Annotated in this window: 10 protein-coding genes and 1 pseudogene; 2 read left to right on the plus strand and 9 right to left on the minus strand. The window is 72.9% G+C overall.

All coding sequences use genetic code 11. The features are described from left to right. Positions 1-339: 339 nt before the first annotated feature. From thrB to tnpA, 3 genes and pseudogenes are all read right to left on the minus strand, one after another. The gene (gene thrB / locus HHX33_RS24600; protein ID WP_182876677.1) at positions 340-1,266 is read right to left on the minus strand and encodes a homoserine kinase; all 927 of its coding nucleotides are present in this window, start codon (positions 1,264-1,266) and stop codon (positions 340-342) included. A 38-nt stretch (positions 1,267-1,304) separates the two neighbouring features. Continuing rightward, the gene (gene thrC / locus HHX33_RS24605) at positions 1,305-2,363 is read right to left on the minus strand and encodes a threonine synthase (protein ID WP_111700011.1); all 1,059 of its coding nucleotides are present in this window, start codon (positions 2,361-2,363) and stop codon (positions 1,305-1,307) included. 141 nt (positions 2,364-2,504) lie between these two features. Next, positions 2,505-2,943: pseudogene (gene tnpA, locus HHX33_RS24610) on the minus strand (IS200/IS605 family transposase). Between the two features lie 40 nt (positions 2,944-2,983). On the opposite strand from tnpA, the gene HHX33_RS24615 reads away from it, so the two are divergent. Continuing rightward, the gene (locus tag HHX33_RS24615; protein ID WP_310741509.1) at positions 2,984-4,252 is read left to right on the plus strand and encodes a transposase; all 1,269 of its coding nucleotides are present in this window, start codon (positions 2,984-2,986) and stop codon (positions 4,250-4,252) included. A 182-nt stretch (positions 4,253-4,434) separates the two neighbouring features. Further along, the gene (locus tag HHX33_RS24620; RefSeq protein ID WP_310741510.1) at positions 4,435-6,054 is read left to right on the plus strand and encodes a glycosyltransferase; all 1,620 of its coding nucleotides are present in this window, start codon (positions 4,435-4,437) and stop codon (positions 6,052-6,054) included. Between the two features lie 220 nt (positions 6,055-6,274). Here HHX33_RS24620 and HHX33_RS24625 read toward each other — a convergent pair whose 3' ends face one another. The 6 genes from HHX33_RS24625 to HHX33_RS24650 form a co-directional block, all read right to left on the minus strand. Next, positions 6,275-7,933, minus strand: coding sequence for a glycosyltransferase family 2 protein (locus HHX33_RS24625; protein ID WP_182876678.1), 1,659 nt, complete (start codon positions 7,931-7,933; stop codon positions 6,275-6,277). Beyond that, positions 7,930-9,045 carry a glycosyltransferase family 2 protein gene (locus tag HHX33_RS24630; RefSeq protein ID WP_310741511.1) on the minus strand — a complete coding sequence of 372 codons (1,116 nt, stop codon included), beginning with the start codon at positions 9,043-9,045 and terminating at the stop codon, positions 7,930-7,932. Before HHX33_RS24630 ends, HHX33_RS24625 begins: the two co-directional genes overlap by 4 nt. Positions 9,046-9,137: 92 nt before the next feature. Then, complete coding sequence (locus HHX33_RS24635; protein ID WP_182876679.1) at positions 9,138-10,028, minus strand: polysaccharide deacetylase family protein; 891 nt, start codon at positions 10,026-10,028, stop codon at positions 9,138-9,140. Positions 10,029-10,110: 82 nt separating this feature from the next. After that, entirely contained in the window at positions 10,111-11,661 is a 1,551-nt protein-coding gene (locus HHX33_RS24640) for a glycosyltransferase family 39 protein (protein WP_182876680.1), read from the minus strand. Between the two features lie 54 nt (positions 11,662-11,715). Continuing rightward, complete coding sequence (locus tag HHX33_RS24645) at positions 11,716-12,747, minus strand: peptidase (protein ID WP_182876681.1); 1,032 nt, start codon at positions 12,745-12,747, stop codon at positions 11,716-11,718. Then, complete coding sequence (locus HHX33_RS24650; RefSeq protein ID WP_310741512.1) at positions 12,740-13,333, minus strand: hypothetical protein; 594 nt, start codon at positions 13,331-13,333, stop codon at positions 12,740-12,742. The genes HHX33_RS24645 and HHX33_RS24650 overlap by 8 nt, the downstream gene beginning before the upstream one ends. Positions 13,334-13,384: the final 51 nt, after the last annotated feature.

The following is a 13,384-nucleotide window of genomic DNA, read 5'->3' on the forward strand; positions in this document are numbered from 1 at the left end:
GACCGGGTCGGGCTTCGCGAATCTCATGTGTCGGCGACCCTCGGGATTCGCGAGCGGTAGGTGCCCGGGGGCGATCCCCCGGATTGCCGCCACCGACCAGATGTCTTGGTGGTTCGAACGCGCATGTCTCCGAGCGCGCCGCCTCCGGCCATGCCACCCGAGGGTGTGCCGACTGGAAGAAACGGTTTCGGGGAAATCGCCTTGCCCGCGTCGCGGGACGCGAGACGAAGTGCAGCGATGTGCGAATGACAAGCACGCACCCAACACGGGGGCACCTGGTGCGGCTATCAGCCTAACATCACCAGCGCGCACAGCTATTCCCTGAAGGTCGAAGAAGTATCAGCGTGTCTCGGGAAACCGAACGAACGCACCAGACGGGTCGACGTTCATTGGCTGGATGTGCCAGTCATTACCCACTTCTGCCGCGATCAAATCCTTGGCATCCGTTGTCGTCAACGCGAGCACCGTCGGACCTGCCCCCGAGACGACGGCGGGCACCCCCGCCGTACGGAGCCGTCGCACCAGGTCGGCGGTGCGCGGCATCGCCGGCGCTCGGTACCTCTGGTGCAGGCGATCCTCGGTGGCGGCGAGCAGGAGGCCGGGTTCCGGTCTCTCCGTGAGCGCCGCGACGAGCAGAGCCGCCCGCCCCGCGTTGGCCGCCGCGTCCGAGTGCGGTACGTCCTTCGGCAGCAGCCCCCGTGCCTCCTCCGTGGACAACCGGAAATCCGGGATCAACGCCACCGGCCGGACGTCCTCGTGCGGAGTCAGTTTCACCATACTCGCCACCCCCGACTGGTCGGTCCAGGCGATGGTGAGCCCGCCCGCCAGGCAGGGCGCCACGTTGTCGGGATGCCCTTCCAGCTCGGTGGCCAGCGCGAACACGTCAGCGTCCGGAAAATCTTCCGCGCCGCGCCCCCGCGCGAGGGCGCGGGCGGCGAGGATGCCCGCGCAGATCGCGGCGGACGACGAGCCGAGCCCCCGCGCGTGCGGGATCCGGTTGCGGCACCGCAGTTCGATGCCGCCGGGCTGGGCGAACCCCATGCGGTCGAAGGTCGCGCGCATGGTCCTGACGACGAGATGGCCCTCGCCGTCGTCGAGTTCGCCGGCGCCCTGACCCTCCACCGCGATCCGCACGCCGGGCGAATCGGAGATCGCCGCCTCCACCTCGTCGTACAGGTCGAGGGCGAGGCCGAGGCTGTCGAAGCCCGGGCCGAGGTTGGCGCTCGTCGCGGGCACGCGTACGACGACGCCGTGACTGTCGGTCAATTCGTCACCTGGAGATGTGCTGAGTGTCAGAGGGCGGGTCAGGCGAGTCCCAGCGCCGCCGCGGCCGCGTAGGCGTCGGTCGGGATCGTCACCGGAGCGGGAGCGCCGGAGATGGCCCAGTCCGGGTCCTTCAGGCCGTTGCCGGTCACGGTGCACACGACCCGCTGTCCCGGCGTGAGCAGGCCCTGCTCGTGGGCCTGCAGCAGGCCGGCGACGCTCGCGGCCGAGGCGAGCTCGACGAAGACGCCCTCCTCCTGCGCGAGCAGCTTGTACGCCGCGGCGATCTGGCGGTCGGTCACGGCCTGGATGTCGCCCCCGGACTCGTCGCGGGCGGCCTCGGCGAGCCGCCACGAGGCGGGGTTGCCGATCCTGATCGCCGTGGCGATCGTCTGCGGATGGGTGACCGGCGAGCCGCCGACGATCGGCGCCGCGCCGCTGGCCTGGAAGCCCAGCATGCGGGGCCGCTTGGTGGCCACGCCGTCCTCGGCGTACTCCTTGTAGCCCATCCAGTACGCCGAGATGTTGCCGGCGTTGCCGACCGGGATGCAGTGGACGTCCGGCGCGTCGCCGAGCGCGTCGACGATCTCGAAGGCCGCCGTCTTCTGGCCCTGCAGGCGGTGCGGGTTGACGGAGTTGACCAGCGCGATGGGGTAGGTCTCCGCGAGCTTCCTGGTCATCTCCAGGCAGTCGTCGAAGGAGCCCTCCACCTGGAGCAGCTTCGCGCCGTGGACCAGCGCCTGGGCCAGCTTGCCCATCGCGATCTTCCCGCGCGGCACGAGGACGGCGCAGGTCAGCCCGGCCCGTACGGCGTACGCGGCGGCCGAGGCGCTGGTGTTGCCGGTCGAGGCGCAGATGACCGCCTGGGCGCCCTCCTCGACTGCCTTGCTGATCGCGAGGGTCATGCCGCGGTCCTTGAAGCTGCCGGTGGGGTTGAGCCCCTCGACCTTCAGATGGACGTCACATCCCGTGATCTCGGACACCCGCCTGGCGGGGACGAGCGGCGTACCGCCTTCGAGCAGGGTCACCACGGGCGTCGTCGCGGAGACCGGCAGACGGTCGCGGTACTCCTCGATAAGGCCACGCCAAGCCCTGAACATGGTTGCTCCTCCCACGCGTGCGTACGCGTGTCACCAGGGGTATCGGTCACCGAGTGTACCGGAGTGCGGGGCCGGCGCTCCGGCCTTCAGGCCGGGGGTGAAGGCCCGCGCGGGAGTGCCTTCTAGGGCGCGAGCGTGCCTTCACCGCGCAGGTCGCAGTGGGCGCTGCTGCTGATCGATGTACTGCTTGAGTACCGTGATCGGTGCACCGCCGACTGATCCGGCGAAGTAGGACCCGGACCAGAAGTGTCCACCCCACAGGTACTTGCGGACATGCGCGCTGTGTTCCTTGCGGAGTATCCGCGCCGAGACGCCCTTCAGTGAGTTGACGAGTGTGGACAGGGCGACCTTCTGCGGGTGGTGGAGATCAGTGGGTGGACGTGGTCGTGTTCGCCGTTGAGCTCGCGCAGCTCGACCTCGAAGTCGGCGCGCACCTCGCGCATGGGTTCCACGCATCGGGCCAGCATCGGGTTGGTGTGAAGGCCCCACGCCGGTGCTTCGTCACGAACACCACGTGGGTGCGGAGAGTGTGCACACCATGGCGTCCAGTGCGCGCATCGTGGTCACTCCGAGTGTGGATTCCGTCACGATGACACGAACCCGAGGGATACGATCAGGGCGTGGAGGTGGCCAGGCAGGCTCGTGCGCACGTGGCGCGTCTCGACCTCAGCGCCGCCCAGGTGGCGGTGCTGGACGGTCAGGCGCACACCGCCCGTGCGCTGTGGAACCTGCTGCATGAGTTCTGCACCTTCCGGCAGGGCCGGTTGGCGACGGTGAAGGACTGTGACGCGGCGATCCGGGCGGCGCGCCGGGAGATCGACTGGATGGGCCGGTTGCCCGCCCAGGCGGCGCAGGCGGTGCTGAGAACCTACCGGCAGGCGTGGGCGAACTTCTTCAACCCCGCCCATCCCGCAAACCGGCCCACGTTCAAGGGCCGGTTCCGGACCCGGCTGGCTGTGGATGTCCCGCAGGCCCGCGACTTGCAGATCACGCGGGTGAACCGGCGGTGGGGTGCGGTCAGTCTGCCCAAGGTCGGGCGGGTGCGGTTCCGGTGGACGAAGGATCTGCCGGGCGTGACCAGGGGTGGCCCTGCCGGGCGGGTCACCGGGGCGCGCCTGGTGAAGGACGCTCTCGGCTGGCAGATCGTGTTCCGCACCGAAGCGGTGGTCGCGGCGGCCCCGGCCGTGCACCCCGGCCCTGGGGTGGGGATCGACCGGGGGATCACCGTCGCCCTGGCGTTGTCGGACGGCACGATGCGCGAGCATGGGCCCTGGCTACGTGACGGCGAGAAACAACGCCTGCGCCGGCTGGAGAACAAGTCGGCCCGCCAGCGCGCCGCTCGTCCTCCCGGGCAGCCGGCCTCGCGTCGGCTGGCCCGCACCTACGACCGGATCGCCCGGCTCCGCGCGACAGCCAAGCGCCGAGCCGTCGACTGGCAGCACCAGACCACCACCGAACTCGCTGACACTTTCAGCGTGGTCGTGGTGGAAGACCTGACGATCACGCACATGGTCCGCTCCGCCACCGGCACGATCGAGCGTCCCGGCCGGAACGTGCGGCAGAAGGCCGGGCTGAACCGCGCCATCGCCGGGCAGGCGTGGGGCCGGACGGTCACCCTGCTGGAGTACAAAACCCGTGATCGCGGCGGGCTGGTGGTGAAGGTGCCCGCCCCGGGCACGTCACAGACCTGCCACCGGTGCGGCCACCGTGACCCGGCCTCCCGCGACGGCACCCGGTTCGCCTGTGTCAACCCCGGGTGCGGGTGGGCCGGGCATGCCGACACCAACGCCGCGATCAACATTCGCAACGCCGCAGGAACTGCGGTGTCAGGACGTGGAGACCTCGGGGCTGCCCGGTCTGCGAAGCGTCAACCCCCGCACGCCGCCTGACCGCGACACGACGGGAGAAGCTCCGGCCGTCAGGCCGGGGAGGAGTTCAAGGCCAACCGTTTGACCGTGCGTGCGGACTCCGTTGTCCACCGACTGGACATATTGGGCGTCACCTTAGGGAACCGTCAGTGGCTTTCGCTAGTGTGGGCGAGCCCTTTGACCATCGCTGTGAAGGATGAGGAGTGGCCCACCTGACGGGCGTCGAGCCCCGGCCGAGGATTCGCCACAACGACTACTCTCCGCTCACGCCGCCGCCCCTCGGCGGTTGGAGCCCCACGCTCGGCGCGAGTGTCGTGATCCCCGCGCACGGCGGGCAGCACCGCCTCGACCTGACGCTGGCCGCGCTGGCCGCGCAGACCTATCCCACGCACCTCACCGAGGTGATCGTGGTGGACGACCGCAGCGATCCCCCGCTGCGCCTGCCCGAACTGCGGCCCGAGAACACCAGGATCGTCTCCGTGCCGGACGGCGGGTGGGGCGCCGGGCACGCGATGAACGCCGGCATCGCGGCGGCCGAGGGGGAGATCGTGCAGCGTCTCGACGCCGACATGGTGATCTCGCGCGAGCACCTGGAGGCGCTGTTCCGCTGGCACCACCTCACCGACTACCTCGTCACCATCGGCGGCAAGAGGTTCGCCGAGGAGCCGGCGCTCACGCCCGGCCAGGTCCACGACGCCGTACGGCACGGCTCGCCGGAGGACCTGTTCGACCCGTCGGCGCTGGTGTCCAGTTCGACCGAGGAGACCATCCGCCGCCTGGACGGCCTGCGGGCCAGCAAGAACCCCTACCAGGTCTGCACCGGGCCGACGGTCTCCCTGCGGCGGGCCCTGCTGGACGAGGTCCGGGGCTTCGATCCCGAGGTCGTGCGCGGCCAGGACACCGAGTTCGCCTACCGGCTCGCCCAGGCGGGGGCCGTCTTCGTCCCCGACCCGGAGGCCCGCGCCGTCCACCTCGGCCTGCCCGCGCAGCGCGGCGAGCACGGCAGGGCCATCGTCCGGCTGGTCGAGGCTCATCTGGCGCACCGGGTGCCGCTCCGCCGCGATCTGCGCAAGGAGCCCGGCCGGCGGTGGCGCGTGCCGTACGTCGAGGTCGTCTTCGACGTGACCGGGGCGGACGAGCCGCGGATCGTCGCGGCGGTCGACGCCGTGCTGCGCGGCACGCTCCCGGACGTCGCGGTGACGCTGACCGGCCCCTGGACGCTGCTCGACGGGGGCCGCAGGTGGGCGCCGGGGACGGAGGCGTTCGACCTCGCCCTGGTGCGGGCGGCGTTCGGGCACGACGCGCGGGTGCGGTTCGCCGAGAGCGCGGCGCCGACGGCCGCGCCCGTCCCCTTCCGCTACACCGCGCCGATCGACGCGCCGCCCGCCCCGGCGCTGCTGGAGCGGGCGGTCAAGGCGATGCTGGAGGAACGCATCGGCCTGCTGGTGCTGGAGGTGTCCGACGGCCTTCTGGCCACGCTGGAGCGCACCGAGGCCGCGGCCCGCGCCCGCCTCCTCGCCGCGCCCGGAGAGGCGATCGCCGACGTGATCGCGCAGACCCACGGCGTACGGCACGCCGCGCCGCGCGAGTTCGACGGGGCCTCGACGACCGGCCGCGAACCGGCCGCGCGACCACCCGCCCGATCCGCGCAGCCCGCCCAGTCCGCGCAATCCACCCAGTCCACACAGTCCGCGCAGCCCGCCGGGACGGCGCGGGCGGGGAACGGCACGCCGGGCGGGGGCGACGGCCCGGGCGGGAACGGCGCGGCGCGGCCGGAGGACCGGGCGCCGCGGCCGCGCCGCGGTCTGTTCCGCCGCTCCTGACCGCCGCGCGTCCTGCGCCGTTCCGCCGCGCGGCGGTTCAGCGGGCAGCAGCCAAGCGGGCGCGGCGGCCCGGCGGGCGGCGGTTCAGCGAGCGGCGGTTCAGGAGGCGGATCAGCGAGCGGCGGTTCAGCGGGCGGCAGCCAAGCGGGCGCGGCGGCCCGGCGGGCGGCGGATCAGGAGGCGGATCAGTGGGCGGCGGTCAGCGCGGCGGGGGCCGCGGTCAGGACTTCTTGAAGGTGAAGGGCCGGCTCAGGCCCCGGGCGATGCCGCGCAGGCCCTGGCCCTGGCTCTGGCCCTGGGCGCGGCGCAGCGCCGAGATCTGCTTGCGCAGGGCGCCGATCTCCCGGCGGAACTCGACGGCCGACTTGCGCCACCGCCCCGCCTCCTCACGCCACTTGACGACCTGACCGCGCAGCCGCTCGACCTCCTTGGTGAGCCGCTCGACCTCGGCCTGCGCCGACACCCTGGCCCGGTAGGCGGCGCGAGGGCTGAGGTAGGACGCGGCCTCTCCGAAGGCGCTGAAGCCGAAGCTCTCACCGTCGACCCAGTAGGTGCCGAACATCTCGTCCACGAGGTCGTCGGCGTTCTCTCCCTCGGCCGCGATCAGGGCGGCGCGGGCGAAGGCCTCGGTGCGCTCCAGGCGGGCGACGACGATCCCCTCCGCGTCCTCGGCCAGGAGCACGCTGACCAGCCCGCGCTCCCGCCCGCGCAGCACTTCGAGCAGCCGGCCCAGGGTGTCCTCTCCCGGCGACCAGCCGGGCGGGACGCGCAGGCGGTACGGCGACGTGGTGTCGGGCGGCGTCGTGGCGAGCCGTACGCGGCCCTCGTGCGCGTAGTGCGCGCGCAGCAGCACCAGATCCAGGCGCGGGTCCCTGAGCGGCGCGCGCTGCTCGGGCGCGAGTTCGTCCCACGGTCCGGTCATGACGACGGCGAGGTCGGTCACGGTGCCGGCCAGCACGCCGTCCACGGTCGCCCGGACCTCGTCGTACGACCCCGCCGTCGCGTCGACGACGACCTCGACCTGCGGGACCTTCCACTGCCGGGAGGGATGGGTGCGCAGCCACCGGTAGCCGGGGACGCGGTCGGTCACCAGGGCGTGGCTGACCCGGTTGATCCGCTCGCTGTCGCGCATGCGCATGGACGGCCCGAGGTGGTACGCCCTGGCCTCGGGGTCCGGGATGAAGACCGCCCCCGCCTGCGCCAGCCGGTAGCCCATCTCGGTGTCCTGGCCGAGGATCATCTCGGGGTCCATCGCCCCGGCCCGCTCGAACAGCCTGACGTTCGCCGACGACGCACCGCCGATGTGGATGCTGAACGGCCGCGGCGAGCGGGTCAGCCCCTGCGACCGCGCGACCAGGTCCTCGATCCAGGCGTGCGGCTCGGCGGGCTCGAAGAGCCCGGCCAGGTCGTCCGCGCCCGCGACCTCCTCGGGAGCGGGCAGCTCCGCGGTGCTGAAGCGCAGATAGGAGGTGACCGACAGGTACGGCGCGAGATGGTGCCAGCGCATGTGGGCCTCCACCTCCTCACGCTCCGGCACCACGTCGGAGTCCATCCAGTGGATGACGTCCCCCGTCGCGGCGGCCAGGCCGGCGTTGCGCGCCCTGGCCCGGCCCGGCGCCTCGCACACCAGCAGCCGCGTGCCGCGCGGCCGGATCTCCGGCAGGCGCAGCGGCGGGTCGCTGCCGTTGTCGACGACGATCACTTCGAGCAGGTCGGCCGGGTACGTCTGCGCGGCCAGCCCGGCGAGCGTGAGGTCGAGCTTCGCCTGGGCGCCGTACGCCGGGATGACGACGCTCGCCCGCAGGCTCGGCGTCCACGCCGATCCGAGCGCGGGCGGCTCCAGCACGGTGTAGTCGTTTCCCCTGATACGTGGCGTCATGGCGTGTCCAGCAGCAGACTCGGGCGAAAGCCGCGCCATTGGTTCGTCGCGACTCGCAGGAAGTGGGCAAGGGGAAGGTTCCAGGTGTGGTCGGCGCTGAGGGACCGCCGCAGGACGTAGCCGAGGCCGTGCGTGCGGTAGATCCGCCCGCCCGCCTCCTCGACGGAGCGCCGCAGGTGGGCGTCCTCACCCCGGTCCTGCGGACCGAAGCCGCCGACCTCCTCCAGCAGGGCGCGGCCGAGCAGGATCGTGCCTCCCGCGACGTGGTCGGTCCACACCTCGCTGCTGTAGTCGGTGCGGCGGATCGTGACGTCCAGAGGCTGGAGGTAGAAGAACTCGGGAGCGGTCCCGACCAGGTCGGCGCCCGAGTAGGTCATGGCCAGCAGCAGGTCCGACAGGTGTTCGGGGCCGTACCAGTCGTCGTCGTCCCATTTGGCGACGATGCCGGTGGACGCCCGCGCGGCGGCCTCGTTGAGGACCGTTCCGAGCGCTGTCTCCTCGGCGGCCTCGACCACGGTGACGGGGCGGGGGAACTCCTCGATCGCGGACCGCACCCGCGCCGCGGGGAAGCCGTGCAGCGCGACGACCACCTCGAAGTCCACCCCGCGCTGGCGGGCCATCTGCCGCAGCGCGTCGCCGACGTACTGGGGCCGCCGCGTGGCCATGACGACGGTGACCGGCGCCGGGTTCACGGCCACTCCCCCGGCGCGCAGCGCGTGCCTGCGCAGGCGCACGCTGTGCTCCTCCCGGCGCAGGTCGGCGACCGACGCCGGAGTGCCGTCACCGGGCTCGGGCGTCCAGGCCGCGGCGAGCCCGGCGAGGACCGGATCGGCCTCGCGCACCCAGGCGGGCGGGTCCGGGCAGGTCAGCGGCACTCCCGCGGCGGCGAGCGCGATCACCGGCTCCAGGGCCGCGGCGACGGGCTGCGCGGGCCACTCCACCGTCAGCCCGCGCAGCGGCCGCAGCTCCTCGACGTCGGCGGGCCGCGGCGGGCCGGGCAGCGGGCGATCTCCCACCGTCCAGCCGCCACCGCTCCAGGACAGCGTGGCGGACTCCTGGGTGGGACTGCGGGTGAAGCCGTACGGCGAGCACATCTCCGTCGCGACCGTCACGTGTCCCTCCCACTCGTCTCTTTACGAGGTTTGTGGACTTATATCATCAGAAGCTGGTAAGAACCTGTGACTTTGAGTACTCGGACCGTCTCTCACATGTCGTCGGGGACCGGCCAGACCTTTCCTCCGACGAGGTCGCCCAGCGCCCTCACCTGGATCTTCCCGGCCTTCCGCTGCCGCGCCACCCAGTCGACGAAGGCGGCGAACTCCTTCGGCGCGGTCGCGTACTGGTCCCGCGGGTTGTTCTTGATCTCGTGGAAGACGAAGGTGACCAGGCCGCGGCCGCCCTCCTGCTGCGCCCGGGTGACGAAGCTCTCCAGCGTGCGGGCCGTACGCGGCAGGCGGGTCTGGCTCGTGGCACGCACGGCGGCGAGGTCCACCGGCGGCAGCTTCTCGGCGATCGGGCACGATTGGCAGCTGTCGGGCCGGTACAGGCCGTTGATGCCGCGTGCGGTGGTGTAGCCGCACCGCATGGCGAGCTGCTTGGTGATCTCGTCGTAGTCGCCGAAGGGATAGGCGAACGAGCGGGGGGCGAAGCCCAGCTTCAGCAGCGCCCGCCTGTCGTCGCAGATCTCGCTCTGCTGCACGGCCTCGGACTCGTCCGACAGGTGCGGATGACGGAGGGTGTGGCCGCCGATCTCGTGCCCGGCCCGCGCGATGGCGCGCAGCGCCGGCACGCTCAGGTACCTGCCGGAGGTGCCGAGGCGCGCGCTGTTGACGTAGAAGGTGCCCTTCAGGCCGCGTTTGCTCAGCATCTTCGCCACGGCCAGGTGGTCGGCCGTCCCGTCGTCGAACGTGAGCGCCACGATGGGCACCGCGCTCCTGGCCGCCTTCCGTGTGCCGTGAGCGGGGGCGGCCGCCTGCCGGGCGGCGTGCGCGGCCGCCTGCCCCGAGGAGGGAACGCCGGCCGCCCCGGCGGGGGCCTGCTGAAGCCCCGCGACCGACGCCGCGGCGACGAGACAGACCGGTACGAGTCTCTTCACCGTAAGTCGCATAGGCGAAGACTTTACTTGCATCGGGCAATTACTTTGCCGTCACCCTGACGATCGGGTATCGCCCCGGCGGTCAGTCTCCGCCCCGGCCCCGCTCGAACAGCGCGACGGTCAGACCGGGGAGTTCGGCGGAGTGCCAGGCGGTGGACAGGCGATAGCCCGCCGCGCGTACGGCCGCCACCCGCCGGATCTTCGTACCCTCCAGGCCCGCCTGTTTCGTCCCCCGCCAGACGACCCAGACCCGGCGGCGCCCGGCCAGGGCGTCCGCGAGGCCGGGCTTCTCCGCGTACTCGAAGGCCGGGCCGGGCCCCGCGAGGAGCACGTCGTCCGGGAGCCCGTCACGGCCGTAGTAGCGGAAGCCGGTGCGCAGCCTGCTCTGGCCGTACACGACGGCGTCGCCGGGGCGCAGCTCCGCCCTGATCACCTCCACCGCTCCGGGGAAGTCCTCGTAGTGGCCGTTCTGCCGCCGGTAGTCGGCCTGCGCGGGCAGCCCCAGCGACGCGACGGCCAGTACGGAGGGCACGGCCACCAGCGCGGCGGGGAGGGCGGCCGGGCGCACGGCGGCCAGGGCCACGCCGGCCGACAGCGCCAGGGCGGGCGCCGCGACGAACACGTAGCGGTCCACGTAGGCGGGGGTCACCAGCGCGTCGACCACGAGCAGCAGCAGCGGCGGGAGGACGAGCCATCCGCCGACGAGCACACCCCAGGGGACGGACGCGCGCAGCAGGATCAGCACCCCCGCGACGGCGAGGGCGAACAGCGCCGGACCGGCGAGGTCGGAGCCCGCGACGTGCTTGGGCACCTTCAGCAGCACCTCCGGCCCGTGCGGCTGAATCCAGCTGATCGCGGCACGCTCGCCCCATCCCACCAGCCCGAGAACCACGACGGGGACGCACCCCGCCGCCATGGCGGGGACGACCCTGGTCCACGCCGTACGGCCTGGCAGCGCGAGCAGGGCGGCCAGGAACTGGGCCGGGAGCACCAGGACCGAGAACAGGTGCGTGCAGCCGAGCAGAGCCACCGCCGCCGCGTACCCGCCCACCCGGCCCCAGGTGGGCGACTCGGCGACCCGGTGCAGCGCCCAGGCCGAGACGACGGCCGCCGCCGCGGCGAACGCGTACGGCCGGGCGTTCGCTCCGTGGAAGGACACCGACGGCAGCACCGCGAACAACGCGGCGGCCACGATCCCGGCCCGCGGACCGGCGAGCCTGCGGCCGAGGTCGGCCAGGAAACCGGCCGCGACGCCCGCCGCCAGGGCCGACGGCAGGCGCAGCCACCACTCGGCCTCTCCCAGGAAGGACCAGAGGTGGATGAGCAGGTAGTAGGGCAGGAAGTGGCCGTCGACGTGCTGGACGAGCACCAGCAGGCCGCTCAGCGGCCGGGCCACCGCGGCGCTGTAGGTCGCCACCTCATCGCCCGACAGCGACGCCGTACCGCCCGACACGGCGACGCCGGTGGTCACGACGCCCGCGACGAGCGGCGTCCACCGCGTTCGCCCTGTCCACCGCGTCCACCGCGTCCGCCGGGGCCGTCCGGACCGTCCTGTCGCGGCCTGGGCCGCGCCGTCGTCGGCAGTACGGGCCGCCTCGCCCGTAACCGCGCTCTCCCCCGAGGCAGCGATCATTTCTACGAGATTAGGGTCATCCCGTTTCCACCGCCGCGAAGATCCAACTGGTCGTTACCGGATCGAGTCGTCCCGCGACGAGGGCCTGGCCGAGCCGCGCCGGTGCAGGCCGGCGACCAGGAGCCCCGCCGCGGCCACGGCCGCCGCGCCGCAGGCCGCGAGAACCGGCACCGAGGGACCGTCGTACGCCGCCGCCCGCTCACCGGCCGCGGGGAAGGTGATCGTGCCGGTGGCCGTACGGCTGACCCGGCCGCTGCGCAGGGTGAGCCGGAACCTCCAGGGCCCGGCGGGCAGGTCGTGGCCCAGCGGCACGGTCACCCGGCCGTGTCCGCCGGGAGGCAGGGTGGTGGCGCGGGCGCTGCGGAACGGCCCGGCGCTGAGCGCGCTCGGCCCCTCCGACAGCCGCACCTCGCCCTCCAGGTCGACGGCGCGCTCCCCCGTGTTGCCGACCTCGGCCACCAGGCGCGGGGTCGCGTCGTCGGTGCGCCCGGCGGTCACCTCCCCGATCCGGAAGCTCGTCGGCGGTTCGCCGCCCGGGCCCACGTCGAGGTAGGTGCGGACGCCCACCCGGTTGACAAGTGCGACGTTGCCCGACGGGCCGGGCGAGGCCGAGGAGATCTCCGCCCAGATGACGGCGTAACGCTCACCCTTGGAAGCCGTCGGCGGCACCGCGACGGTGGCCGTCACCGGGACGTGGCCGTGCGGCGGCAGCTCCACGGCGGTCCGGTCGAGCCTCATCCAGGAGGTCAGCTCGTTGGGCGTGCGCGCGGGGGCGAACCTGAATCCGGCGTCGCCCACCTGTGCCGCCGCGGCGTAGAGGTCCACGTGCTGCCGGGAGGAGGAGGTGCTGAACACCTCCAGGCGCCTGGTGAAGGTCGTGCCGGGATTGACGTGGTCGACGATGAACGCGTGCGAGCGCGGGTCGTCCAGGCGGTTCTCGGGAATCTCCAGCAGCCGGATCCCGAACCTCCCCTGGCGGTGCCCATGGGCGTCGTCGCCGGTGGCCGCCACGGCGGCCACCGGCGCGAGCATCGCGGTCACGAACAGGCCGGCGGCGGCGAGCCCCCGGACCGGACGATTAGGCAACGGAGTGGTTCACCGTTCCGGTGTAGGTGCCCGCCACGGCCTGAACGGGCACGTTGACCACGATGGTCGGATTCCAGGTCGCCGAGTTGTCACCCGAGCCGCTCGTCTTGCTGTACGCGGTGCGCGGCACGTCGAGCGACTGGGCGGCCGCCGCGTTCGCCTGCCCCGGCACGAACGTGCCGGTGCCGGTGGTCACCGCCATGCCGGACCAGTAGAGGACCGCGCTGTTGGGAACGGTCTCGGCGGTGGTGCCGCCGCCCGTGGTGAAGCCCCCCACGGCGGCCGACACCGTGGCCACCCACGTCGCGTTGAGCGCGGCGCGCTGGTCGGACACCGTGACCGGACCCAGGAGTCCGCTGATCTGACCTCCCGGCACGCCGCTGCCGATGTTCACCGGCCCGTCGGGAACGGTGATCGTCAATCCGTCAGGGGCGGTGACGGTGAAGGTGACGGTCGTGGGACACGTGGTGGACGCCGGACACGTGGCCGCCGCGGCGGGTGACGCGGTCGACGCCACGGACAGCGCCGCCGTCAGCGCCAGCACTGCCACGCCCGCCGACGGCGCGGCGACACTCCTCTTGCACACAGCCGATCTCCTCCGTCGATACGCCGCCCCGTCCGGGCCGCGGTCGGTGAC

The sequence above is a fragment of the Microbispora sp. H10670 genome, assembly GCF_014161385.1.
Classification (GTDB): Bacteria; Actinomycetota; Actinomycetes; order Streptosporangiales; family Streptosporangiaceae; genus Microbispora; species Microbispora triticiradicis.

Bases quoted from the DNA above. Each gene is read 5' to 3' on its own strand.
- thrC (WP_111700011.1), bottom strand. From the start codon at position 2,363: ATGTTCAGGGCTTGGCGTGGCCTTATCGAGGAGTACCGCGACCGTCTG.
- HHX33_RS24625 (WP_182876678.1), bottom strand. From the start codon at position 7,933: ATGACGCCACGTATCAGGGGAAACGACTACACCGTGCTGGAGCCGCCC.
- HHX33_RS24640 (WP_182876680.1), bottom strand. From the start codon at position 11,661: ATGATCGCTGCCTCGGGGGAGAGCGCGGTTACGGGCGAGGCGGCCCGT.